This window comes from Pseudomonas cedrina subsp. cedrina, assembly GCF_001983175.1.
Taxonomy (GTDB): domain Bacteria; phylum Pseudomonadota; class Gammaproteobacteria; order Pseudomonadales; family Pseudomonadaceae; genus Aquipseudomonas; species Aquipseudomonas cedrina.
Genome location: NZ_MNPW01000002.1, coordinates 269,286 through 291,892 on the forward strand (window position 1 = coordinate 269,286; position 22,607 = coordinate 291,892).

Below are 22,607 nucleotides of genomic sequence, written 5' to 3' on the forward strand. Positions count from 1 at the left end.
TCTGCACTGTTTTTGAAAGGTTTGAACCATGCGTGTTCTGATTGCTGAACAGGATCACCCGCTCTATGCCCAATTGCTGGGCGAAGCGGCACCGGACCTGGAGGTGCTGACCAGCGGCGACTCGGCCGAGCTGTCGCGCCTGGCCGCCGATTGTCCGGTATGGCTGGGCCAGCCGGACCTGCTCGCAACGCTGTTGCGTCAGGGCCATCACCCGCAATGGCTGCAGTCGACCTGGGCCGGCATCACCCCGTTGCTGGCCGAAGGCCTGCCCCGCGACTATCGCCTGACCCGTGCGGTCGGCATCTACGGCCAGGTCATGGCTGAATTTGTCCTCACCTACATGCTTGGTCATGAGCGCGAAGTCTTGGCGCGCCTGGTCAGCCAGGTCGAGCGCAAATGGGACAACCGCACCGGCCAGAGCCTGGCGGGGCGCAAGGCATTGATCGTGGGCACCGGCGATATCGGCCAGAGCGTCGCCGAGTTCCTGGTGCCGTTTGGCGTCAAGCTTTACGGCATCGCCAGCCAGGCCCGCGAGCAGGCGCCGTTTATCGAAGTCGCCGGGCTCGATCAATTGGGCCGGCTGGTGGGCGAGGTGGATTACGTGATCAACCTGCTGCCCAACACGCCCGAAACCCATGATCTGTATGACGCTGCGCTGTTCAGGCAATTCAAGCCGACCGGATTGTTTATCAATGTCGGGCGCGGCGTGGCGGTGGTCGATGCCGATCTGGTCGAGGCCTTGAAAGAAGGGCATTTGGCGGGTGCGGTGATCGACGTGTGCCGTCAGGAACCGTTGCCGCAACGCCACCCGTTCTGGACGGCTTGGGGCTTGCTGTTGACAGGGCACAGCTCGGCGCCGACGTCGCCGTCGATGATGGTGCAATTGTTTATGCACAACGTGCGTGCGTACCAGGCCAAGCAAGCGTTGCGTGGCGAAGTAAGTTTCACACGCGGTTATTGATCCCCCAGGCCCATAGCCGCCTGCCGTTGACATGAGACCTGACAATCAAGCTGGAACCTCGTCCCTGGGTTTTAACACCCAGTGAACGCAGGGGGTGCGTTTAACGCGCGTCGCCTGCAGGACGAGTTTCCCAACTATGGACAGGTACCCGAATGACGGCCATCGCCCCCTCACGCGTTTCTATACCCTCGATCATCCGCGCCGACGACGCTGCTCCGGGTGTTCCATCTCCCGCCCAACAGCCCCGGCTGGCGCAAACTCCTGTGGCTTTCCTCGACAACCCTGGCGCCTTGAAAACCGCGTTTGGCGACCACTGCGACTGGCAAACACTGGCAAAACACCTTCAAAGCATCCTTCAAACCCTTGGGCCAGATCCTGACAAGACTGCTGCCGATCTGGCGGCGCGCCTGAAAAACACCTCAATGCGGGTCTGTGAAGACTCTTCGTATCACCGCCAACAGGCCCTGAATCTGAACGACACGGTCAGCCTCCAGACCTTCATTCAAGGTCAGGGCTTGTCTGTTCCCAAGACGCTTGCCGAGATGATCGCGCTGAACAAGGCTGTTGCCAGGAAGGCGCAGACGTCACCGCTGGGCAATTTCGCCGGCGCGCTGGCCTGGCCCGTGCCTATCTCCGGGCACGATCAAAGTGCTATTGCCGCCCTGTTGCAGGACAGCCGCAGCGGGCTGGCCGGCGTGCCGCTGGCAGACATGGACAAAGGTGTGTTGGGCTATTTGCTCAGTGGCAGTTCAGTATCAGACGCTGATCTGAAATTCCCGAACCAAGCCATGGAAAAACTGCTCGGCTCACCTAAGGCCCAGGCCCTGGGGCGGGCTATTCAGTCAAAACTGGGTGGTCTGCCGACGGACACGAGTATCAATGATTACGTGATGGCAGCGATCCATCTTGGACTGGATTCCTCCTCCGATTTTGATCTGGCTCAACCGCGGCACTGGGGCGCGCCTGCATCTGAAGTCATCGCCGGGTTGAGTAGTCATTTGGTTGCCAAGGGCCGTGCGACGGTGCAAACGGCGAAGCTGGCCACCCGGTTATTGCTGGCCAGGACGGCCCCCGAATTTCTGGTCCGAGACATCCCTCGCAGTGTGACCTATGGCAGCCTTACCTGGACGCAACTGGCGATTGCCAGCGCCAGGCTCGAAGCCGACTCGCCAGGTCGTACGGTCAACCTGAGCTACGCCGAAGTGCTGGCGTATGGCGAGCAGGTCAACACAAGCCCCAGTGTGCTGCAGAGCATCCAGCGCAAAGCCCTGGCGGACTGGGGCCTGGCCAATGGCTTGCTGGCGAGCAACGCACCGACGGATATTGAGTACGAGGCGGTGCGTGTGGAGTACAACCGCCAGATGCAAGGACTGACCAGCGTCAGCGGGTTGGCACAAACGCCGTTGCCCAGTCGGCGCGAGATGGCGCTGGCGGCGTTGAAGGCGGCGTTTCCGGGGCTTGATCCTGCACTTTTCGAAACCCCGAGCCTGGCGAGAGTATTTCGCGTTCCTGGCAGGACGGGGCAGTTTCCGGGCATGCGTTCGATGCTGGACGTGGTGATGCACGGTGGCAAGCTCGGCGCGGACGAACACTGGGAGTCCCGCGACGCGCGTATTCCGGCGTCGGCGTTTTGCCGCCTGTATGAAAGCGGCACACTGGATGTGACCGCAGCGTTCAAGGCCGGGTATGACCAGGCGATCACTTCGATAGAACAGGGCCAGCAGGGGCTGGCCCAGTACCTGATCTCGACGCTACCGCCCGAAGACCGCAAAAATCTTGACTACGGCCAGTTGGAGTTCTTCCACACCAACGACTACACGATGGCCATGGACCTGTTTACCAAGCCTGCGCTCAGGACTCGCGGGCACACATTGCGGGTGAAAACCACGCTCAATGGCGAAGTGAATATCTATGAGATCGATACGCGGCGCGCCATCATCGAAAAGCAGAACTACCTGAAAACACGCTACACACCGCCTTATACGGACAAGAACCTGCAGCGCACGGAGGCCAACGTCATCAGTAAAACCGTGCTGTTCGATCCGTTCAAGGACGAGGCCGACAAGGCCCGCGAGCAGTCGATACCCCACGTAGCCACACCGCCATTGAACTCACCGCGCAGAGACTACATAGGCCGGGTGTTTGCCAAGTCTCTGGATTTGCGCAATGACGATTTGTTGCAGGAGGCCAGGGGGGGCACTTCCTTTGATAAAAACGCGGCGACAAACCAGGTAATCGGCGAATTCTTCCTGAACCTCATTCCGCTGAGGTCCGCCATTGTCAATTTCAGCAACGGCAATATTGCCGATGGGGTGTTTGACCTGGGCCTTGACCTTATTGGCCTGGTCACTTTGGGCGCCGGCAAGGCAGCGCAGGCGGCCAAAGCCTTCTCGAAGGGGCTCTCCAGCATGCGTGGGCTAGCAAAGGCGGCGCGATTTATCGGCGCGCTGACCATCGAAGCATTCAATCCATTGGGCGGTGTCGGCGACGTGGCGCTTGGCGTTGCCGGCGTGGTCAAGACAGGCGCCGGCCGGCTGATTTCCAAGAGCCTTGAGGGGGTAAACCGACTCAGAGGTGCCAGCGGTAGTTACGACCTGCTCAAAGCGGCGAGCCGGCAGCACGGGTCGACGGCAATCGGCACCTTCAAGGTTGCCGGGGAGACGGTTGAAGGCGCAGCGGTGTTGAACAAGGGCCAATGGTATGCGCTGGATGTAGACAAATTGCGCCCTTACGGCAGCCCTCTTGACGCATTTGCGCCCAACACTCAGGCACTGAACGGGGCGATCCACGCGAAGGTGGTGCCCCAAGGTGCTCGGTTGAACAACGCCTTGCATGACGCACTCAAAGTGCCTGAGTCGACCATCGCCGGGTTGTCACGCAACAGCCAGGGCGTTTATGTGGCGAGGAATGGGCACACGTCTTATATCCGCCATACGGATGACCTCGGGCAGCCAGCGGTGTATGAGGTTCGACAAGTCACGCGCACGGAAGAGGGCGCGGTCCAGGCACGGATCTATCACAACAATCGCCAGACCGAGTTGCTGGTGCAGCATGTTCAAGGCGATCAATGGCAGCGCTTGGGAGCGAAGGGGGGCTATCCGTTCCCGGTGAACAGCGATTGTGGCCGGGAAATTGGCTCGGGTGCGGAGGCTGTGCTGTATGAAAGTCGTGACGGCGCCAGCGTCTATAAGTGCTTCGACACCGAGCTTGAATCATTCGATATCAATACCGTCATGGATCAAGCCGATCAATTGAACGCTTACTACGGCGAAGGGTTTGCCGAGGCGTTCACCAGCATGGGCGATGCCTACATCAAGATGAAAAAGCTCGACGGCGTCAGCCTCAAAGGTGTTCAACACAACAGTCTGCCGGCGGATGTGCGCGTGTTGCTGGACGATGCGTTCAAAGCCATGGAGGACAAAGGCATTTTCCACAGCGATCTCCACCTGGGGAATTTTTTGTATTCGGCCAAAGACAAGAAAATCTACCCGCTGGATATCAGTACCAGGACGAGAAGCGACCTGGTTGACGGCGACCCGCTGCCGGATGACCTCCTGGAGGACTATGAACTTGAGAAGGCCGACTTGTACGACGAGTTCGATAAGCTGCTGATGAGCGCGTAAGCCTGGCCGTTGCCTGTGGTCCCCAGGCTTGAGCGTCGGCGGTGATTCAGCACTGATTCACCGCCGCAACGCTTGAGGGCATCAAAGGCTGAAATCACCCTCCGACACCAGCTCGCTCAGCGGCTTGCGCGGGCTCGGCATTTCACGGCCTTGCAGGTACTCGGGCAAGGTCGACTTGTCACCCAGCTTGCCGATCGCCACGGCGGCATGCAGCGCATAACCTTGCGGGATTTTCAGCTCGTTGCGCGTCAGTTCCTGATCGAAGCCGGCCATGCCATGGGTGTGCCAGCCGCTGAGGCTGGCCTGCAGCGCCAAGTGGCCCCAGGCCGAGCCGGTGTCGAAGGTGTGCCACAGCGCCGGGGTTTCTTCGCTGGCGCCAGGGGCGATGAAATCGGTCTTGGAAGCGATGATCACCAGGGCCGACGCGTGCTGCGCCCAGCCACGGTTGAATTCATTGAGCAGGCCCAGGTAGCGTTCCCAGTCCGGTGTGTCACGGCGCGCGTAGAGAAACCGCCAGGGCTGCGAGTTGTACGCCGAAGGCGCCCAGCGTGCGGCTTCGAAGAAGCTCAGCAGGGTCTCTTTGGCAATGCTCTCGCCGGTGAAGGCGCGGGGCGACCAGCGGTCGGTGAACTGGGGATGAATCGGATAGTCGGCAACACGTGTCATGGAGCAGTTCCTGATCGTTTAATTCGGTGCTCCAAGCTACTGCGCAGGCTCTAGGCTGACAAGCGTTGCAGCACCGCCAGTCGCCAGCGCTTGGCCCCAGGGGTCGTGGGCACTAGACTGGCGGCCTTTTCACCTACCGATACCGATGCAGAGCCATGGCCGCCAAAGTCGAACCTTTCTGGATACGCAAAACCCTTGAGCACCTCGATCAGGAGGAGTGGGAGTCGTTGTGCGACGGCTGTGGCCTGTGCTGCCTGCAAAAGCTTGAGGATGAAGACGATAACAGCGTCTATTACACGCGGATCGCCTGCAAACTGCTCGACCTGAAGACCTGCCAGTGCACCGATTACCCCAACCGCCGCGCGTCCGTGCCCGATTGCATCCAGCTCACGCCGGGCCAGGCCGACCAGTTCAAATGGCTGCCGCCGACCTGCGGCTATCGCCTGGTCAGTGAGCGCAAGGACTTGCCGCTGTGGCACCACCTGGTCTGCGGCGACCGCGATGCGGTGCACCACGAACGCATTTCCCAGTCCGGGCGCATGCTCAGCGAAGGCAGCGTGCCCGAGGATGACTGGGAGGATTACCTGATTTTCCGCGCGGGCTAACAGGTGGGAGATTGATCGTTCCCACGCTCCGCGTGGTAACGCATCCTTTGACGCTCTGCGTCACCTCGCATTGCGCCGTTCGGCGGGACGCGGAGCGTCCTGGGCGGCATTCCCACGCAGAGCGTGGGAACGATCATTCAGCCAACGGTTTTTTCAGCCGCCACTTCCGCCCTGGTCTTCAGGTTCTTCAGCTCATCCCCGGCGCGCTCGATCTTCGCGCGCACGGTGTTCATTTCCTGGCGGCCGTGTTCCAGCTTGTCTTTGAGCGAGCAGTGCCCGGTGAAGCCACGGGCCAACGCCATGCCGCCGATTGCCACCTGGATCAAACCGAAAATCCCGCCACGGCGCAGGCCTTTGCCCACCATTATCGCGCCGCCGGCCACCGAGCCGAAGCGTTCCCAGCCATGCACGTTTTGCGCGGGCTGGGTCTGGAATGGGGTGTGTTCGATGATAGGGCGCATGGTTGTGCTGTCGCTCATGGTCTGTCTCCAACAAGGGCTAGTGATAATAGGCTGACTACCCGCGGGTGCCGGATGTTCCGAAAATATCAGTACTTGGGGCCCGAACGGGTGTTGTTGCCTTTGGCCAGTCGGTCGTAGAGCACCACGTTGACGGTGGCCGCAAGGTTCATGCAGCCGGTGGTCGGGATGTAGACCACGTCTTCGCACCAGTCGCGGATCTCTTTATCGAGGGAGCCGTCTTCCGGGCCGAAAATGTAGAGGGCGCGGTCGGGGTGGGTGTACTCAGGCAGGGGACGGGCGCCTTCCACCAGTTCCACGGCGACGGGAATGCAACCCAGGGGCAGGATTTTCTTCAGGTCATCGATACCGATCAGCGGAATGTCGTGATGGACCTTCTTGGTGTCGGTAATGAAGTCCCGGGCGCGCTCGTAACGCACGCCGGTGTAGAACACCGAGGCCACGCCGTAGCAACCGGCGGCACGCATGACCGAACCGACGTTTTCGGGGGATTTGGGGTTATACAGACCGATGCAGCTGTAGCGTTTATTGCCCACGGGGAAGGGTGCCTTGGCGAAAAAAAACGCGATTATACGGGCTTGGGACATGTGGTGTTTGGGCTATCGCTATCGCGGGCAAGCCCGGCTCCCACATTTTTGAGTGTGTGAATACAGTCAAATGTGGGAGCTGGCTTGCCTGCGATGGCGGCATAACTGCCGGCGAGGCGCTTCAGTCGTCCTTCTTCATCAACCCCGCCAACGCCGCAAACGGGTTGTGCGTCGCCTTGGCGATCGTCGGGCTGCTGGTGGAGCCTTCGCCGAAGTACTGCTGGTCGGTGTAGCGCGAGTGTTCGTTGTCATGGCAGTACAGGCACAGCAATTCCCAGTTGGAGCCGTCCTGGGGATTGTCGTCATGATTGTGGTTGCGGTGGTGCACGGTCAGCTCGCTCAGGCGCTTGCCGGCGAATTCACGGGCGCAACGGCCGCACACGTGGGGGTACATTTTCAAGGCTTTGTCGCGGTAACCCATTTCACGGTCGCGCTGGGCATCGGCGAGGATGCGATCCAGCTTGGCGGTGTGGGAGGGCGGGTTGGTTGAGCTCATCATGGCTCCTATATTTTGGTGGTCACGGACAGGCTTGATTCTAGCCGTTCACGGCGCAATTAGCCCTTGAGCTTTTCGGCAATCCAGATGGTGTGCCGCGTGCCCTTGTTGCCATGGGCAAATACCTGCACTTCCTCGGCCTTGAAACCGGCCTTGCGCAGCTTGTCGCTGAACAGCCTGTCGGCGCTGGCCGACCACACGGCCAGCACGCCTTTGGGGCGCAGGGCCTTGGCGCACGCGGCTAGGCCACCGGCGGAGTAAAGCCAGCTGTTGGCCTTTTGCGTGAGGCCTTCGGGGCCGTTGTCCACATCCAGCATGATCGCGTCAAAGCCCTGGGGCTCGGCTTGCAGCACCTTGGCCACATCTTCCAGGCGGATCACCGTGCGTGGGTCCAGCAGCGGCCGGCCGGACTTTTCGCCCAGTGGCCCACGGTTCCATTCCACGACGCCGGGCACCAGCTCCGCCACTACCACTTCAGCGGTCTTGCCCAGATGCTTGAGCGCCGAAGCCAGGGTGAAGCCCATGCCCAAGCCACCGATCAATACCCGTGAATCCGGGCGTCCGGCGACTTTGCGGCAGGGAATCTCCGCCAGCGCATCTTCGGAACCGTGCATGCGCGTGTTCATCAACTGGCCGCCGTCGCCGCCCTGGATCTTGATGACAAAATCTTCACCGTACTCGAACAGGCACAAGGCACCGCCGTTGTCGGGGATCGGGGTGGTGTCGAGCAGAACGAAACGTTTCATGGAAATCTCATTGGGAAGGGCATTCTTGCGCGGTTGGGAGTAGCCTTGTGATATTCCGGTCAGGCCATGGAGCCATCGATGAAGTGCAGCATTCTAACGGTCATTGTGTTGAGCGCGCTCGCATCCGCTGCGGCGCAGGCTCAGGAATTGCAAACCGTACCGGTCGCGCCCGCCCCCACGCCAGGCGCGCCGGGCACCCCGACGCCGACACTGTATCCGCAAGTCACCCCGCCGGCCGTGCCCAAGACCAACGGCTCGCCGCCCCTGGTGCCTATCGTGCTGCCGACGCCGCCGAAGGACCAGACCGTGCCCGGCCTGCAGCAAAACGACAGCAAGCCGAAGACGCCCGGTGGTTAAACGTGTTGATTGAGTAATTGCCCATCCGCCATGCGCAGGCGTTTGGACAGGGCAATCGCAATCGCACGGATGATCTTGGCGGCCACCCTGGGCGCTTCGTTGAGCATCTTTTCCAGGGAGTCTTTGCCCAGGTTCAACAGCACGCAGTCACTGGCGGCCACGCAACTGGCCGAACGCCGCTCGCCGTCGAGCACGGCCATTTCGCCAAAGGCCCGGCCGCTGCGCAGGGTAGCGATGGTCAGGCGTTGGCCATCATGGTTGGCTTTCTGCACCGCCACCTGACCGCTGTGGATGATGCACATGAAGGTGCCGGCATCGCCCTCGAGGAAAATCACCTCGTCGCGGGCAATGCTGCTGATATTGAAGTAGCCGGCGGCGATGTGAAAATCCTCCGGCAACAAAGGATCGAACAGGCCGCAGTCCATCAGCATGTCGCGGATTTCGTCATTGAGGAGCGTGGGTTGTGCCATGGCTGCAATCTTGGTCCGTCAATCTTGTAGGGTGGTCCTTCGTTCAGACAGGACCACGGCGCTAAGTTCCTAAATCAATCCCAGTGCCTTGAACACAAATGCATATTCGAGTGCTACGTCACGCAATCCCTGGTAACGACCGCTCATTCCGCCGTGGCCGGCGCCCAGTTCGGTCTTGAGCAACAGCAGGTTGTCGTCGGTCTTGGTGTCGCGCAGCCTGGCCACCCATTTGGCCGCCTCCCAATACTGCACGCGGCTGTCGTTGTAGCCGGCGATCACCAGCATGGCCGGGTAGGCCTGGGCGCGCACGTTTTCGTACGGTGCGTAGGCCTTGATGCGTTCATACACCTCCGGCTCCTGCGGGTTGCCCCACTCGTCGTACTCGGTGACCGTCAGCGGCAACTCCGGGTCGAGCATGGTGTTGAGCACGTCGACGAACGGCACTTCGGCAATCGCCGCCTGGAACAGCTCAGGGCGCTGGTTGAGCACCGCGCCGATCAGCAGGCCGCCGGCACTGCCGCCGCTGATCACCAGTTGTTTGGAAGTGGTCAGGCCTTCGGCAATCAAGTGTTCGGCGCAGGCGATAAAGTCGCTGAACGTGTTCTGCTTGTGTTCCTGCTTGCCGTTGCGGTACCAGGCTTCGCCCAGCTCGCCGCCGCCGCGTACATGCGCAATCGCGAACGCCACGCCTCGGTCCAGCAGGCTCAGGCGGGCATGGGAAAACCACGGATCAAGGCTTGAACCGTAGGCGCCGTAGCCATACAGGTACAGCGGCGTGGGCTTGCCGAGCTGGTCGCGCTTGACCACCAGGCTGATCGGCACCTGGGTGCCATCCGCCGAGGTGGCCCACAGGCGCTGGCTCACGTAGTCGTCCGCGTTGAACACGCCGAGCACCGGGGTTTCCTTGAGCACCTGTTGCGCGCCGCTGGCAAGCTCCAACTGGCGTACCTGGGCCGGGCGGTTCAGGGCTTCATAGCGCAGGCGAATCCTGTCGCTGGCAAATTCAAGGCTGTTCTGCACGTAGAGGCTATAGGCCGCATCGGGCAATTCGACGCGATAGGCCGGCACGCCCTGCGGGTGCACTTCGATCACCGGCAGGCCGCCGATGCGCAGGCTCAGGGTCATGGCGCCGGTGTTCAGGCTCACGCCGTCGAGCATCACCTCGTCACTGTGGGGGATCAGGTTTTGCCACTCGTCCTCGGTCGGCACGTCGCCGATGTCTGTCGCCACGAACAGCGCGTAATTGATGCCGTCCCGGTTGCTGCGGATAAACCAGGTCCACGCGCCGTTCAACTGGCCGTGGTCGACGTCGTATTCATGGTCTTCGACCCGAGGCGCCAGGCAGGTGAACGCCAGATGCGGCTGGTCGGCGTCCAGCGCCCAGACTTCGCTGGTGGTCTTGCTGCCGAGCGAGAGCAGCAACTGGCGCTCGGAACTGGATCGGTAGCAGTGCAGGAAGAAACGGCCGTCGGGCTCGTGGAACACTTCCTGCGCCGCCGTGCCATCCAGGCGATAGCGATACAGCTTGTGCGGGCGGTGGGTGTCGTCCAGTTCGCCGAAGAACAGGGTCAGGCTGTCATTGGCCCAGATCATGCTGCCGTCGCAGTTCTCGAACGCCAGTTCGCTGACTTTGTCGGTGGCCAGTTCCTTCACGAACAGGGTGTAGATCTCTTCACCGCTGGTATCGAGGCTATAGGCCAGGCGCTGGTGGTCGGGGCTGATGCTGAACGCGCCGAGGGAGAAGAAACCGCCATTGGCCAGCACGTTCGGGTCCAGCAACAGTTGCTCGCTGCTTTCATCCACCTGGTGGCTGTCGTCGGCCGGGCGGCGGCAGCGGTAGTGGCGCGCGTATTCGTCACCGGCGGTGGTGCGGGTGTAGTACAGGTACGGGCCCCACGGCGAGGGCAATGAAAGGTCGGTCTCGAGGATGCGGCCCTTGATCTCCTCGAACAGGGTTTCGCGCAGCGCCTGCTGGTCGGCGAGCTGCGACTCCTGCCAGGCGTTTTCGGCCTTGAGGTAATCGAGCACTTCAACGCTGTCACGTTCTTGCAGCCAGGCGTATGGGTCTGGGCCTTGGGCCTTGCGGGCAATCGGGGGTGTCGATACAGGCATGGATTATTCTCTATCTGGCGGACGGTGGCAGGCATTGCAGCCGCGACTCGCAAAAGCCGTTATCATAGCCGCCTGTTTGCCAACCTTGCCATGGACACCATGACCGAGAACGACTATCTGATCGCTTGGGGCCTTTACGCCTTCGCCGCCTTGGGCTGCCTGCTGGTGTGGTGGCGCATCACCCGCTGGATCTGGCGCTGGCTGCGCGAGCCGCTGCAATTGCTGATGGCGGTGTTGCTGTTCAGCCCGACCATCGTCGATCCGGTCAAGACCCAGTTCGCGCCGGCCGTGGCCATCACCGCCCTGGACCTGGTGCTCAAGGTCGGCAACAACGCCTGGCGGGCCATTTCCGATTTGTTCATGTACACCCTGATCGCCTTTGGCGTGTACCTGGTGATTGTGCTGATCCGCTGGCCCATCGAGCGCGCCGCCAACGCCCGCCGCGAGCGCAAGGCCGCCGCCGATGCGGCATTGGCCGCCGAACCGCCTGAAGACGAAGACGACGTGCCTTTTCGGCGTCCCGCACCGGTGAGCGGCATGCGGGTCGAACCGCGCCTTTAACGTTGTCCGCCCTGCAGCGAGAGCCCCGGCATGTGTGAATTATTGGGCATGAGTGCCAACGTCCCCACCGATATCGTGTTCAGCTTTACCGGGCTGATGCAGCGCGGTGGGCGCACCGGCCCCCACCGTGACGGTTGGGGCATTGCCTTCTACGAAGGCCGTGGCCTGCGCCTGTTCCAGGACCCGGCGGCGAGCAGCGAGTCGGAAGTCGCGCTGCTGGTGCAGCGTTACCCGATCAAGAGCGAAGTGGTGATCGGCCATATCCGCCAGGCCAACGTCGGCAAGGTCAGCCTGGCCAACACCCACCCGTTCGTACGCGAACTGTGGGGGCGCAACTGGTGTTTCGCCCACAACGGCCAGTTGGCGGATTTCAACCCGCGCGCAACCTTCTACCGCCCGGTCGGCGATACCGACAGTGAAGCGGCGTTCTGCGATTTGCTCAACCGCGTCCGCGAAGCCTTTCCCGAGCCGGTGGACCTTGAAAAAGTCCTGCCGGACCTCATCACCGCCTGCGCCGAATACCGCAGCAAAGGCGTCTTCAACTGCCTGCTCAGCGATGGCGACTGGCTGTTTTGCTACTGCTCGACAAAGCTGGCGCAGATTACCCGCCGCGCGCCATTTGGCCCGGCGCGCTTGAAAGATGTCGACGTGATCGTCGATTTTCAGGCTGAAACCACGCCCAATGACGTAGTCACCGTGATCGCCACCGAGCCGTTGACCGACAATGAAAACTGGACCCGTTACGAACCGGGCCAATGGAGCCTGTGGCGACGCGGTGAATGCGTCAGCCAGGGCGTTACCGAGTAAGGATATCGACCATGTTGCTCAGTTATCTGCGGTTGGTGCTGTTCGCCATTGGCCTGTTGGTCGGCGTGCAAGTGCCGGGTTTCATCAATGACTACGCCAAGCGCGTCGAGGCCCACCTGATCGAGGCGCAGACCGGCCTGAGCGGGTTCGAAACCACCGCGCGGCAGTTCTTCAACGGGGATCTGCAGGCGTTGGTCGCGCATTATCGCGCCAGTGATGACCCAGTGTTCCAGAGCGACGCCAACAGCCTGGGCGCGATGCTCGACCGCCAGGTGGCGTTGGACAAACAATTCCAGGCCATGCAAGGCCCCTGGTACATCCGCGCCCTGCAAGTGGCGGTCGCGGCCGATCCGGACATTCGCCGGGAAACCTGGAATGGCTACAGCTATCAGATCCTGCTGACCCCCGAAGCCATGGGCTGGGGGCTGGGCGGGGCGATGTTGCTGTCGTTCGGCATCGAATGCCTGTTCCGCCTGATCGATTGGGTGGTGTTGGGCGGCAGGCGCCTGCGCCAGAGCCGGCCGATCGAAGAGCGTGACCTCAAAGGCCTCTGAAGGCCGACTCGGTCAATGTGGGAGCTGTGATAGCCATTGGTATCTACATCACTTTCAAGGCTGACATATCTCTCTGTAGTGAGCGGGCTTGTCCCGCGCTGGGTGGCGAAGCGGCCCCAAACCAGGCGAATTGGCTTTGTCTGAAACTGCGCGGTGTCTTTATTGGGGCGGCTTCGCCACCCAGCGCGGGACAAGCCCGCTCACTACACATTGCTTATGCGCCTCGGAAGATGTGTAGATACCAGGCTGCAATGCAGGCAAGCCAGCTCCCACAGTTTTAATCCGGTTTCGTCAGTACCATCCGCTCTTCGCCGACCTCTTCGGCATACCGCGCCACCACCTTCTGGCACAACCCCACAATCTCCTCCACCAACTCCACCCCCACGCGCCACGACACCACCACCTGCAAATTCGGCAGGCGTTGCGCCATCGGCAGCATCACCAACTCCCCGCGCGCCAGTTCCTCCCTGACCAGCACCGGCGGCAACGCGCCAATCCCGAAGCCATCGCGCAACAACCGGGTAATCGCCGAGACCGAGTTCACACAGTTCATCCGTGGTGCGGCCACACCGTTGGCCTGCATCAGGCTGATCACGTCCTGGTGCGGGTGGGAGTTTTTCGAGTAGGTGATGATGCGCTCCTGGGCCAGTTCGGCGAGGGAGGCATAGTCGCGGTGGTAGATCGACTGGCTGGCGACGATCCAGGCCATGGGGTGGCTGGCCAGCTCCAGGCTGCGCACGGTTTCGAGGCGCAGCAGGTCGGTTTGCAGGATCAGGTCGAGGAAGCCTTTTTGCAGCTGATCGCTGAGGTTCAGTGCGGTATCGGCGACCAACTCGATTTCCACCCGCGGGAAATGGTCCATCAGTTCCGCCACCAACGGGCTGAGCCAAGTGTGGATCACTGTGTCCATTGCGCCGATGCGGATACGCCCGACCTTGCTGCTGGACGTCTCCAGGGACTGCTTCAGGCCCTGCATGGTGACCATCATCTGCTCGGCGTAATCGAGCACCTTCAAGCCCTCCGGCGTCAGGCTGACACCGCGTGAATCGCGCAGGAACAACTTCACGCCCAACTCGCTTTCCAGCACGGCGATGCGGCTGGAAATCGAGGCCTGGGTGGTGAACAGCTTCTCGGCGGTCAGGCGGAAACTCTTGAGCTTGGCCACCCAGACGAAGGTTTCAAGAAACTTCAAATTCATGGGATCAACTTTTTCTTATGCATGGATCGGTTTTTATTAGTTGGACGCCGCACCTGGCCAGCGCCAAAAATCGAGCCATTCCACGATAAGCGCCGTTGGGGTACGAGGACAAGTTGCGCGTTCCGCGTAATAAATCCCACACTACAAAATAACAAAGCCTACAGGAGCACCCAGCCGTGAGCCGTCTTTTACTGAATTGCGACATCGGCGAAAGCTTTGGCAATTGGACCATGGGTCTGGATGCCGAGGTCATGCCGTTCATCGATTGCGCCAACGTGGCCTGCGGCTTTCATGCCGGCGACCCGAGCATCATGCGCAAGACCGTCAGCCTGGCGCTCAAGCATGGCGTGCAAATCGGCGCGCACCCGGCGTACCAGGACCTGCAAGGCTTCGGCCGCCGCTCCATGGCCTACACGCCGCAGGAAATCCAGGACCTGCTGCACTACCAGATCGGCGCCCTCGACGGCATCTGCCGTGCCCAGGGCGGGCGTGTCAGCTACGTCAAGCCTCACGGCGCGATGTACAACGACATGATGGCCAACCCTGTGCAATTGCGCGCGGTGATCCAGGCCGTAGCGGCCTACGGCGAACTGCCGCTGATGCTGCTCGCCACCCGCGACAACAGCGCGGCCCAGGCCTTGGGTGACGAATACGGCGTAACCCTGTGGTTCGAAGCCTTCGCCGATCGCGCCTACGACAGCCAGGGGCATTTGGTCTCGCGCCAGTTGCCCGGCGCCGTGCACCATGATTCCGAGATCATCGTGCAACAAGCCCTGACGATTTCCCGTGGCGAAAACCTGACGGCCAGTGACGGCAGCCCGTTGATCCTGCAAGCCGATACCCTGTGCGTGCACGGCGACAACGCCAGCTCGGTCGCGGCCGTGCAGCGCATCCGCGAGGCATTGAAGCCAGCATGAAGCCGCGCATTGAAGTGGTGGCCATCGACTGCCTGATGGTGCGTCTGTTTGATGAAATTGCCGAAGCCAACATGCCGTGGATGCTCGCCGCTGCCCAAGGCCTGCGCAGCGGGTTTGGCGCAGCGCTGGTGGACCTGGTGCCGTCCTACACCACCTTGATGGTGCATTACGACCTCAGCGCCTTGAGCCCGGCCCAGGCACGCGAGCTGATCGACCACGCGCTTACCGACCTGCAACCGCACACCCAGGGCAGCGGCCAGCGCCACGTGCTACCGGTGTGGTACGACCTGAGCGTCGGCCCGGAGCTGACATTACTCAGCCAGCGCAGTGGCCTGGCCATAGACGACGTGATCCGCCGCCACAGCGTCCATGAGTACCAGGTATTCGCCCTCGGTTTCGCGCCTGGCTTCGCCTTTATGGGGCTGGTGGACGAGCGCCTTGCCACGCCGCGCCTCAATACCCCGCGCAAACGTGTGGCCGCCGGCAGCGTCGGCATTGCCGAACGGCAAACCGCCGCCTACCCAGTGGTGTCGCCTGGGGGCTGGAACCTGATCGGCCGCACCCCGGCCAAGCTCTTCGACCGCGAGCGCGACGGCTACAGCCTGATGCAGCCCGGCGACACGGTGCGTTTCGAGCCGGTCGACCACGCCGAATTCATCAAACTGGGTGGCGATGACACGCCGTTGGAGGCGCAGGCATGAGCCGCTTGATCATCGAGGCCAGCACACCGCTGTGCCTGTTGCAGGACGCCGGCCGCTTTGGCGTGCGTCACCTGGGCGTGACCCAGGGTGGGGCGCTGGACTGGGTGTCGATGTCCTGGGCCAACTGGTTGTTGGGCAACGCGCTCGGCGCGCCGGTGGTGGAGATTACCCTGGGGGGCTTCACCGTGCAGGCCGAGGATTATTGCCTGCTGGCCCTGGCCGGCGCGGACCTCGGCGCCTGCATCGACGACCGCGCCATCAGCCCCGGACGCGGTTTCATCCTGCAAAAAGGTCAACGTTTGCGCTTCACCCAGCCGATCAACGGTGCGCGGGCCTACCTCGCGGCACCGGGTGGGTTTGATGCGCCGGATGTGCTGGGCAGCTGCGCCACTGTTGTGCGCGAAGCACTGGGTGGAATAGACGGTTTTGGCAAGGCATTGGCCGAAGGCGGGCGCCTGGCTTATTCCGGTACGGGCGGTGCGATGAAGGTGCTGAGGGATCCAGGCCTGCAGACCAAGGTCCCATTGGACGTGATTATCGGCGCACAGATCGGCCAGTTCAGCGGGCAGAGCCTGTTCGATGCATTCAATACCGAATGGGCCGTGGACAGCCGCGCCGACCGCATGGGCATGCGTCTGCTGGGTACGCCATTGCAGTACCAGGGCCCTTCGTTGATTTCCGAAGGGATTCCATTGGGGGCGATCCAGGTGCCTCCGGACGGGCAGCCGATTGTGTTGCTCAATGATCGCCAGACCATTGGCGGCTACCCGCGCCTGGGCGCCTTGACGCCCTTGGCGCTGGCGCGTCTGGCGCAGTGTCTGCCGGGGGAGAAGGTGCGGTTGGCGCCGATGGTGCAGGAGACGGCGCATCGGCAGCATGTCGATTTTTTGCAGCGTTTTGTAGACTGCTAAGAGCATCGCAGGCAAGCCAGCTCCCACATTCAGACTGTATTTCAACCCTGGAATACAGTCTGAATGTGGGAGCTGGCTTGCCTGCGATGACGCCGGTCAATACACCGCCTATTTCGAGAGAAACCGCATCCCTTCCTCAAGCCCGCGCAGCGTCAATGGATACATCTGGTCCTCCACCAACTCCCGCACGATCCCGGTCGACGCCGTATACCCCCAGGTGTCTTTCGGATACGGATTAATCCAGATCAGCTTCTTGTACTTGGCCATGAAGCGCTGCATCCACACATACCCGGCTTCCTCATTCCAGTGCTCCACGCTGCCGCCGGCCTGGGTGATCTCATACGGTGCCATCGACGCGTCGCCGATAAAGATCACTTTGTAATCGGCGCCGTACTTGTGCAGCAGGTCCTGGGTGGAGGTGCGTTCGGAGGTGCGGCGCAGGTTGTTCTTCCACACCGACTCATAGACGAAGTTGTGGAAGTAGAAGTACTCCAGGTGCTTGAACTCTGTCTTGCACGCCGAGAAAAGCTCTTCGCAGATCTTCACGTGAGCGTCCATCGAGCCGCCGATATCAAACAGCAGCAACAACTTGATGGTGTTACGCCGCTCCGGGCGCATCTGGATATTCAACAGCCCGGCATCACGCGCCGTGTGGTCGATGGTGCCGTCGATATCCAGCTCTTCTGCCGCGCCCTGGCGTGCAAACTTGCGCAGGCGGCGCAGGGCGATCTTGATATTGCGCGTACCCAATTCGACCTGGTCGTCGAGGTTCTTGTACTCGCGCTGGTCCCACACCTTGACCGCCTTGCCCTGGCGTTTGCCGGCATCGCCCACGCGAATGCCTTCGGGGTTGTAGCCGCCGGAACCGAACGGGCTGGTGCCGCCGGTGCCGATCCACTTATTGCCGCCGGCATGGCGTTCCTTCTGTTCTTCCAGGCGTTTCTTGAATGCTTCGATCAACTTGTCCAGGCCACCCAAGGACTGGATCTGTGCGCGTTCTTCATCGGTCAGCGAGCGCTCGAATTCCTTGCGCAACCAGTCTTCGGGGATCAGCGCCTGCAAATGGTCGTCGAGCTTTTCCAGGCCGTTGAAGTAGGCGCCGAAAGCTCGGTCGAACTTGTCGAAATGCCGCTCGTCCTTGACCAGGATCGCCCGGGCCAAGTAATAGAACTCGTCCATGTCGGCGAAGGTCACGCGCTGTTTCAGCGCGTTGATCAAATCGAGCAGCTCGCGCACCGACACCGGCACCTTGGCTGCGCGCATCTCGTTAAACAGGTTGAGCAACATCAGCGGTTACCGCGACGGCTCATGAACGCCAGACGCTCGAGCAACTGCACGTCCTGCTCGTTCTTCACCAGCGCGCCGGCCAGCGGTGGGATGGCCTTGGTCGGGTCGCGCTCGCGCAGCACCGCTTCGCCGATGTTGTCGGCCATCAGCAGCTTGAGCCAGTCGACCAGTTCGGAAGTGGAGGGTTTCTTCTTCAGGCCCGGCACTTTGCGCACGTCGAAAAACACGTCCAGCGCTTCGCTGACCAGGTCTTTCTTGATGTCGGGATAGTGCACATCGACGATCTTTTGCAGGGTGGCGCGATCCGGGAAGGCAATGTAGTGGAAGAAGCAGCGGCGCAGGAACGCGTCCGGCAGCTCTTTTTCGTTGTTGGAAGTAATGATGATGATCGGGCGCTTTTTGGCCTTGATGGTCTCGTCGATTTCGTAGACGTAGAACTCCATCTTGTCGAGTTCTTGCAACAGGTCGTTGGGGAATTCGATGTCGGCTTTATCGATTTCATCGATCAGCAGGATCACCCGCTCTTCGGACTCGAAGGCTTCCCAGAGCTTGCCCTTTTTCAGGTAGTTGCGCACGTCGTGCACTTTGTCCACGCCCAATTGCGAGTCGCGCAGGCGGCTGACCGCATCGTACTCGTACAGGCCCTGATGGGCCTTGGTGGTGGATTTGATGTGCCAGGTAATCAACCTGGCGCCGAAGGATTCGGCCAATTGCTCGGCGAGCATGGTCTTGCCGGTGCCGGGTTCGCCCTTGACCAGCAATGGACGCTCCAGGGTAATGGCGGCGTTCACGGCCAGTTTCAGGTCATCGGTGGCAACGTAGGCCTGGGTGCCTTCGAACTTCATCGGTCATTCCTCGGATTCATCAATGCCCGGACTATACCGCGCAGCCCTGGCGACTGTGAACGCAGACGGGTTATTCAGTCTCTGAATGGCCAGTCACTCCAGCTGTGGAGGCGTGCTTGCGTGGGAGTCGGGCCTCTGTGGGAGCCGGGCTTGCCCGCGATGCAGGCACTGCGGTGTAGCAGTTGCACCGCGGTGATGCTATCGCAGGCAAGCCAGCTCCCACACAAGTCCGCTCCCACATTTAGTCCGCGCTTGGCTTAGGTTGTTCATAGCGTGCGTTGAACGCCTGGATGAAGCCGTTGCGCAATATCGCCAGGAACGCAGAGAACGCGCTGACATCCTGCTGGTGCACGCTGCCGCTTAATTCAACCCGCGTGGCGAACTGGTTCTTGCGCTGGTTTTTCAACACCGTCTCGCTGGCGCCGACCACGGCTTCCCAGATCGAGCGGAAGATGTTCTTGTCCTTGTCTTCCACGTCCTGCTTCCAGTCGAAGACTTCCACATCGCGCAGCAAGGGCTTGATGTAGCCGCTCAGCTGGCCTTTTTCCGCCTGCGCTTCGACCACCACGTCGCCGGTGCCGGACTTGAAGTCGAACTTGCCATAGGCGGAGGCGAAGTCATTCATGCGTTTGAGTTGCAAGTCACGGGCGCGGAAGCGGAACTCGAATTCCTCGAAGTCACTCAGCGGGTCAAAGGTGGCCGTGGCTTCCAGCGGCGCCTGGCCTTGCAGCAGGGCCTTGCCTTCGAAACGCGCGTCGCGCTTGCCTTTGACGTCCACCACGTTGGTAAGGTTGTAGAAACTCGCGTTGACCGCCGTCGCGTTGATGTTCACCGCGGGTTTGGAGTTGAAATTGTGAAAGGCGATCTTGCCGTCCTCGATGCGCATTTCATTGAGGGTGATGGGCAGTAACTTGCTCAACTGTTCCTGCCAGTCGGTGCCTTTACCGGTCTGGGACGCCTGCTTGTTTGCACCGCCATCGACGAAGTTGATCTCAGGATTGACGAAATGCCCCTCGGCGACCACGGCATGGTCGTACCACAGCGAGTGCCAGCTCACGGCGAATTCGATCTGCGGCGCGTTGACGAACGGCACCGGTACCTTGCCATCCACCTTGACGATCTTCAGGCCATTGATGCGGTACGCACCGCGCCACAAGGCCAGGTCCACGTCGGTGATTTCGCCACGGTAGTCACCCATGTCGGCGAGCTTTTCATTCAAATAGTTACGCACCAGGTAGGGCAGCGCGATGTTCAAGGCAACCAGCACCACCACCAGCCCGGCGATGGTCCATAGCGGCCAACTGTAGCGACGTTTCATGGGGCAGTTCTCCTAGCAGTTAGGAGGTTGACTGTTCGGGAGGCGCCAACGTTCCTCCGACTGGACGCCTTGAAAGGTGAGGCTTACCCTTGGACCTTCCTGAAAACCGCCCAATAGGACCCGTCATGAGCCGCATCTTTGCAGACAACGCGCACTCCATCGGTAATACGCCCCTGGTTCAGATCAACCGTATCGCACCGCGTGGCGTGACCATCCTGGCCAAGATCGAAGGGCGTAACCCGGGGTATTCGGTGAAGTGCCGCATTGGCGCCAACATGATCTGGGACGCCGAAAGCAGCGGCAAACTCAAGCCGGGCATGACCATTGTCGAGCCCACCTCCGGCAACACGGGCATTGGCTTGGCGTTTGTCGCCGCCGCCCGTGGCTACAAGCTGTTGCTGACCATGCCGGCGTCGATGAGCATCGAGCGGCGCAAGGTGCTCAAGGCCCTGGGCGCCGAACTGGTGCTGACCGAGCCGGCCAAGGGCATGAAGGGCGCTATCGAGAAAGCCGCTGAAATCCTCGCCAGCGACCCGGCCACCTACTTTATGCCGGCCCAGTTCGAAAACCCGGCCAACCCGGCGATCCATGAGAAAACCACCGGTCCGGAGATCTGGAACGACACCGACGGCGCGGTAGACGTGTTGGTGGCGGGCGTGGGCACTGGCGGCACCATCACTGGTGTGTCGCGCTATATCAAGAACGTCCAAGGCAAGCCGATCTTGTCGGTCGCCGTTGAACCGAGCGTCTCGCCGGTCATCACTCAGGCGCTGGCCGGTGAAGAGATCAAGCCCAGCCCGCACAAGATCCAGGGCATCGGCGCCGGTTTCGTGCCGAAAAACCTCGACCTGTCGATGGTCGACCGCGTCGAGCTGGTGACCGACGACGAATCCAAGGCCATGGCCCTGCGCCTGATGCAGGAAGAGGGGATCCTGTGCGGTATCTCGTGCGGCGCCGCGATGGCCGTGGCGGTGCGCCTGGCCGAGAAACCGGAGATGCAGGGCAAGACGATCGTGGTGATTCTGCCAGACTCCGGGGAGCGCTACCTGTCGAGCATGCTGTTCAGCGATTTGTTTACCGAGCAGGAAAACCAGGCTTGATGATCGTTCCCTCGCTCTGCGTGGGAATGCCGCCCCGGACGCTCCGCGTCCTGCGGTCGCCGCAAGATTTGGGCCCTGCGCAGGGGTGACGCGGAGCGTCGCGGGATGCATTCCCACGCAGAGCGTGGGAACGATCGAGCTCCCTCGCCACAAGGTTGATGTGTATCAGTCGGTCGGTCTAGGCCTTCTGCATACTGGCCCAACTGTTTATGATGCAGGCGCTTATTTTCAGGAGTTGCTGCATGACCTTTTCTTTGGCCACCAAACTGTCGGTATTACTGCTGTTCATCGGCAGCACGCTGTACGTGCACCTGCGCGGCAAGGCGCGTTTGCCGATGTTGCGCCAATTCGTCAACCATTCGGCGCTGTTCGCCCCGTATAACGCCTTGATGTACCTGTTCTCGGCCGTGCCGTCCAAGCCGTACCTGGACCGCAGCAAGTTCCCGGAGCTGGATGTGCTCAAGGACAACTGGGAAGTGATCCGCGAAGAGGCCATGCACCTGTTCGACGAGGGTTACATTCGCGCCGCCGAAAAGAACAACGATGCCGGGTTCGGTTCGTTCTTCAAGAAGGGCTGGAAGCGGTTCTACCTCAAGTGGTACGACAAGCCCCTGCCATCGGCCGAAGCGCTGTGCCCCAGGACCGTGGCCCTGGTGAGCAGCATTCCCAACGTGAAGGGCGCGATGTTCGCGCTGTTGCCAGGCGGCAGCCACCTCAACCCGCACCGCGACCCCTTTGCCGGCTCGCTGCGTTATCACCTGGGGCTGTCCACGCCGAACTCCGACGACTGCCGCATCTTTGTCGACGGCCAGGTCTACGCCTGGCGCGACGGCGACGACGTGATGTTCGATGAGACCTACGTGCATTGGGTCAAGAACGAAACCGAACAGACCCGCGTGATCCTGTTCTGCGACATCGAACGACCGCTGAGCAATCGCCTGATGACCCGCATCAACCGCTGGGTCAGTAAGCAACTGGGGCGCGCGACCGCGCCGCAGAACCTGGATGACGAGCGGGTGGGCGGGATCAACCAGGCCTATGCGTGGAGCAAGACGTTCAGCGACAAATTCAGTGGCGTGGTCAAGCAGTGGAAGCGCAAGCATCCTAAAGCGTACAGGATCGCGCGGCCGGTGTTGGCGGTTGTTGTGCTGGTGCTGCTGTGGAAGTGGCTCTTCGGCTAATTGTTTGGAATGCGATCAACATTGTGGGAGCTGGCTTGCCTGCGATAGCGGTCTATCAGTGAATGTGTGGGGGCTGATCCACCGCTATCGCAGGCAAGCCAGCTCCCACACCTGATTTGTGTCGT

The 22,607-nt window shown here is 61.3% G+C and carries 23 protein-coding genes; 12 read left to right on the forward strand and 11 right to left on the reverse strand.

Annotated elements, in window-relative coordinates; translation table 11 throughout:
- The first annotated feature begins 28 nt into the window (after positions 1 to 28).
- On the forward strand, positions 29 to 961 hold the full coding sequence (locus BLL36_RS04345) for a D-2-hydroxyacid dehydrogenase (protein WP_076950254.1): 933 nt from the start codon (positions 29 to 31) through the stop codon (positions 959 to 961).
- A 152-nt stretch (positions 962 to 1,113) separates the two neighbouring features.
- Complete coding sequence (locus tag BLL36_RS04350) at positions 1,114 to 4,584, forward strand: OspG family effector kinase (RefSeq protein WP_231998952.1); 3,471 nt, start codon at positions 1,114 to 1,116, stop codon at positions 4,582 to 4,584.
- 81 nt (positions 4,585 to 4,665) lie between these two features.
- Here the strand turns inward: BLL36_RS04350 and BLL36_RS04355 are convergent, their stop codons facing one another.
- Positions 4,666 to 5,250: a nitroreductase family protein gene (locus BLL36_RS04355; protein ID WP_076950256.1), complete on the reverse strand. Its 585-nt coding sequence runs from the start codon at positions 5,248 to 5,250 to the stop codon at positions 4,666 to 4,668.
- Between the two features lie 155 nt (positions 5,251 to 5,405).
- Between BLL36_RS04355 and BLL36_RS04360 the strand changes: the two genes are divergently transcribed.
- Positions 5,406 to 5,855: a YcgN family cysteine cluster protein gene (locus tag BLL36_RS04360; RefSeq protein WP_003172524.1), complete on the forward strand. Its 450-nt coding sequence runs from the start codon at positions 5,406 to 5,408 to the stop codon at positions 5,853 to 5,855.
- Positions 5,856 to 5,992: 137 nt separating this feature from the next.
- On the opposite strand, the gene BLL36_RS04365 is transcribed toward BLL36_RS04360, so the two are convergent.
- From BLL36_RS04365 to BLL36_RS04380, 4 genes are all read right to left on the reverse strand, one after another.
- Complete coding sequence (locus BLL36_RS04365; protein WP_076950257.1) at positions 5,993 to 6,334, reverse strand: YgaP family membrane protein; 342 nt, start codon at positions 6,332 to 6,334, stop codon at positions 5,993 to 5,995.
- Positions 6,335 to 6,402: 68 nt separating this feature from the next.
- On the reverse strand, positions 6,403 to 6,870 hold the full coding sequence (locus BLL36_RS04370; RefSeq protein ID WP_003189607.1) for an RNA methyltransferase: 468 nt from the start codon (positions 6,868 to 6,870) through the stop codon (positions 6,403 to 6,405).
- 172 nt (positions 6,871 to 7,042) lie between these two features.
- Complete coding sequence (locus tag BLL36_RS04375) at positions 7,043 to 7,417, reverse strand: YajD family HNH nuclease (protein ID WP_003210675.1); 375 nt, start codon at positions 7,415 to 7,417, stop codon at positions 7,043 to 7,045.
- A 59-nt stretch (positions 7,418 to 7,476) separates the two neighbouring features.
- Positions 7,477 to 8,163 (reverse strand): spermidine synthase, encoded by a 687-nt coding sequence (locus BLL36_RS04380; protein WP_076950258.1) that lies wholly within the window; start codon positions 8,161 to 8,163, stop codon positions 7,477 to 7,479.
- Positions 8,164 to 8,241: 78 nt separating this feature from the next.
- Here BLL36_RS04380 and BLL36_RS04385 point away from each other — a divergent pair, with 78 nt between their 5' ends.
- The gene (locus BLL36_RS04385) at positions 8,242 to 8,520 is read left to right on the forward strand and encodes a hypothetical protein (RefSeq protein ID WP_076950259.1); all 279 of its coding nucleotides are present in this window, start codon (positions 8,242 to 8,244) and stop codon (positions 8,518 to 8,520) included.
- On the opposite strand, the gene BLL36_RS04390 is transcribed toward BLL36_RS04385, so the two are convergent.
- Positions 8,517 to 8,990, reverse strand: a complete 474-nt coding sequence (locus tag BLL36_RS04390) for a cyclic nucleotide-binding domain-containing protein (RefSeq protein WP_076950260.1) — start codon at positions 8,988 to 8,990, stop codon at positions 8,517 to 8,519. The two genes, BLL36_RS04385 and BLL36_RS04390, sit on opposite strands and share 4 nt — an antisense overlap.
- A 69-nt stretch (positions 8,991 to 9,059) precedes the next feature.
- Complete coding sequence (locus tag BLL36_RS04395) at positions 9,060 to 11,102, reverse strand: S9 family peptidase (protein WP_076950261.1); 2,043 nt, start codon at positions 11,100 to 11,102, stop codon at positions 9,060 to 9,062.
- Between the two features lie 24 nt (positions 11,103 to 11,126).
- Here BLL36_RS04395 and BLL36_RS04400 point away from each other — a divergent pair, with 24 nt between their 5' ends.
- From BLL36_RS04400 to BLL36_RS04410, 3 genes are read left to right on the forward strand one after another with little or no spacing between them, the layout of a single operon-like run.
- Complete coding sequence (locus BLL36_RS04400; protein WP_076950262.1) at positions 11,127 to 11,663, forward strand: MFS transporter; 537 nt, start codon at positions 11,127 to 11,129, stop codon at positions 11,661 to 11,663.
- A gap of 30 nt (positions 11,664 to 11,693) precedes the next feature.
- On the forward strand, positions 11,694 to 12,470 hold the full coding sequence (locus BLL36_RS04405) for a class II glutamine amidotransferase (RefSeq protein ID WP_076950263.1): 777 nt from the start codon (positions 11,694 to 11,696) through the stop codon (positions 12,468 to 12,470).
- An 11-nt stretch (positions 12,471 to 12,481) separates the two neighbouring features.
- Positions 12,482 to 13,024, forward strand: coding sequence for a DUF2937 family protein (locus BLL36_RS04410; protein ID WP_076950264.1), 543 nt, complete (start codon positions 12,482 to 12,484; stop codon positions 13,022 to 13,024).
- A 277-nt stretch (positions 13,025 to 13,301) separates the two neighbouring features.
- Here the strand turns inward: BLL36_RS04410 and BLL36_RS04415 are convergent, their stop codons facing one another.
- On the reverse strand, positions 13,302 to 14,222 hold the full coding sequence (locus tag BLL36_RS04415; protein WP_076950265.1) for a LysR family transcriptional regulator: 921 nt from the start codon (positions 14,220 to 14,222) through the stop codon (positions 13,302 to 13,304).
- A gap of 176 nt (positions 14,223 to 14,398) precedes the next feature.
- On the opposite strand from BLL36_RS04415, the gene BLL36_RS04420 reads away from it, so the two are divergent.
- The 3 genes from BLL36_RS04420 to BLL36_RS04430 are packed head-to-tail and all read left to right on the forward strand — an operon-like array spanning position 14,399 to position 16,751.
- Positions 14,399 to 15,139 (forward strand): 5-oxoprolinase subunit PxpA, encoded by a 741-nt coding sequence (locus BLL36_RS04420; RefSeq protein WP_076950266.1) that lies wholly within the window; start codon positions 14,399 to 14,401, stop codon positions 15,137 to 15,139.
- On the forward strand, positions 15,136 to 15,840 hold the full coding sequence (gene pxpB, locus BLL36_RS04425; protein ID WP_076950267.1) for a 5-oxoprolinase subunit PxpB: 705 nt from the start codon (positions 15,136 to 15,138) through the stop codon (positions 15,838 to 15,840). The genes BLL36_RS04420 and pxpB overlap by 4 nt, the downstream gene beginning before the upstream one ends.
- Positions 15,837 to 16,751 (forward strand): 5-oxoprolinase subunit C family protein, encoded by a 915-nt coding sequence (locus tag BLL36_RS04430; RefSeq protein WP_076950268.1) that lies wholly within the window; start codon positions 15,837 to 15,839, stop codon positions 16,749 to 16,751. Before pxpB ends, BLL36_RS04430 begins: the two co-directional genes overlap by 4 nt.
- A 108-nt stretch (positions 16,752 to 16,859) precedes the next feature.
- Here the strand turns inward: BLL36_RS04430 and BLL36_RS04435 are convergent, their stop codons facing one another.
- From BLL36_RS04435 to BLL36_RS04445, 3 genes are all read right to left on the reverse strand, one after another.
- Positions 16,860 to 18,038: a vWA domain-containing protein gene (locus BLL36_RS04435; protein WP_076950269.1), complete on the reverse strand. Its 1,179-nt coding sequence runs from the start codon at positions 18,036 to 18,038 to the stop codon at positions 16,860 to 16,862.
- Positions 18,038 to 18,883: an AAA family ATPase gene (locus BLL36_RS04440; protein ID WP_012722829.1), complete on the reverse strand. Its 846-nt coding sequence runs from the start codon at positions 18,881 to 18,883 to the stop codon at positions 18,038 to 18,040. Before BLL36_RS04440 ends, BLL36_RS04435 begins: the two co-directional genes overlap by 1 nt.
- Positions 18,884 to 19,124: 241 nt before the next feature.
- Positions 19,125 to 20,201, reverse strand: a complete 1,077-nt coding sequence (locus BLL36_RS04445) for a DUF748 domain-containing protein (RefSeq protein WP_076950270.1) — start codon at positions 20,199 to 20,201, stop codon at positions 19,125 to 19,127.
- 125 nt (positions 20,202 to 20,326) lie between these two features.
- On the opposite strand from BLL36_RS04445, the gene cysK reads away from it, so the two are divergent.
- Both cysK and BLL36_RS04455 read left to right on the forward strand, forming a co-directional pair.
- Positions 20,327 to 21,301 (forward strand): cysteine synthase A, encoded by a 975-nt coding sequence (gene cysK, locus BLL36_RS04450; RefSeq protein ID WP_076950271.1) that lies wholly within the window; start codon positions 20,327 to 20,329, stop codon positions 21,299 to 21,301.
- A gap of 242 nt (positions 21,302 to 21,543) precedes the next feature.
- A complete protein-coding gene (locus BLL36_RS04455; protein ID WP_076950272.1) occupies positions 21,544 to 22,482 on the forward strand; it encodes an aspartyl/asparaginyl beta-hydroxylase domain-containing protein in 939 nt (312 codons plus the stop codon).
- Positions 22,483 to 22,607 lie beyond the last annotated feature (125 nt).

Excerpts from the sequence above, each read along its gene's own strand:
- pxpB (WP_076950267.1), top strand. The coding sequence starts at position 15,136 with ATGAAGCCGCGCATTGAAGTGGTGGCCATCGACTGCCTGATGGTGCGT.
- BLL36_RS04455 (WP_076950272.1), top strand. The coding sequence starts at position 21,544 with ATGACCTTTTCTTTGGCCACCAAACTGTCGGTATTACTGCTGTTCATC.
- BLL36_RS04390 (WP_076950260.1), bottom strand. The coding sequence starts at position 8,990 with ATGGCACAACCCACGCTCCTCAATGACGAAATCCGCGACATGCTGATG.
- BLL36_RS04385 (WP_076950259.1), top strand. The coding sequence starts at position 8,242 with ATGAAGTGCAGCATTCTAACGGTCATTGTGTTGAGCGCGCTCGCATCC.
- BLL36_RS04360 (WP_003172524.1), top strand. The coding sequence starts at position 5,406 with ATGGCCGCCAAAGTCGAACCTTTCTGGATACGCAAAACCCTTGAGCAC.
- BLL36_RS04380 (WP_076950258.1), bottom strand. The coding sequence starts at position 8,163 with ATGAAACGTTTCGTTCTGCTCGACACCACCCCGATCCCCGACAACGGC.
- BLL36_RS04405 (WP_076950263.1), top strand. The coding sequence starts at position 11,694 with ATGTGTGAATTATTGGGCATGAGTGCCAACGTCCCCACCGATATCGTG.
- BLL36_RS04395 (WP_076950261.1), bottom strand. The coding sequence starts at position 11,102 with ATGCCTGTATCGACACCCCCGATTGCCCGCAAGGCCCAAGGCCCAGAC.
- BLL36_RS04435 (WP_076950269.1), bottom strand. The coding sequence starts at position 18,038 with ATGTTGCTCAACCTGTTTAACGAGATGCGCGCAGCCAAGGTGCCGGTG.
- BLL36_RS04345 (WP_076950254.1), top strand. The coding sequence starts at position 29 with ATGCGTGTTCTGATTGCTGAACAGGATCACCCGCTCTATGCCCAATTG.
- BLL36_RS04445 (WP_076950270.1), bottom strand. The coding sequence starts at position 20,201 with ATGAAACGTCGCTACAGTTGGCCGCTATGGACCATCGCCGGGCTGGTG.
- BLL36_RS04355 (WP_076950256.1), bottom strand. The coding sequence starts at position 5,250 with ATGACACGTGTTGCCGACTATCCGATTCATCCCCAGTTCACCGACCGC.
- BLL36_RS04365 (WP_076950257.1), bottom strand. The coding sequence starts at position 6,334 with ATGAGCGACAGCACAACCATGCGCCCTATCATCGAACACACCCCATTC.
- BLL36_RS04410 (WP_076950264.1), top strand. The coding sequence starts at position 12,482 with ATGTTGCTCAGTTATCTGCGGTTGGTGCTGTTCGCCATTGGCCTGTTG.
- cysK (WP_076950271.1), top strand. The coding sequence starts at position 20,327 with ATGAGCCGCATCTTTGCAGACAACGCGCACTCCATCGGTAATACGCCC.
- BLL36_RS04415 (WP_076950265.1), bottom strand. The coding sequence starts at position 14,222 with ATGAATTTGAAGTTTCTTGAAACCTTCGTCTGGGTGGCCAAGCTCAAG.
- BLL36_RS04440 (WP_012722829.1), bottom strand. The coding sequence starts at position 18,883 with ATGAAGTTCGAAGGCACCCAGGCCTACGTTGCCACCGATGACCTGAAA.
- BLL36_RS04350 (WP_231998952.1), top strand. The coding sequence starts at position 1,114 with ATGACGGCCATCGCCCCCTCACGCGTTTCTATACCCTCGATCATCCGC.
- BLL36_RS04375 (WP_003210675.1), bottom strand. The coding sequence starts at position 7,417 with ATGAGCTCAACCAACCCGCCCTCCCACACCGCCAAGCTGGATCGCATC.
- BLL36_RS04430 (WP_076950268.1), top strand. The coding sequence starts at position 15,837 with ATGAGCCGCTTGATCATCGAGGCCAGCACACCGCTGTGCCTGTTGCAG.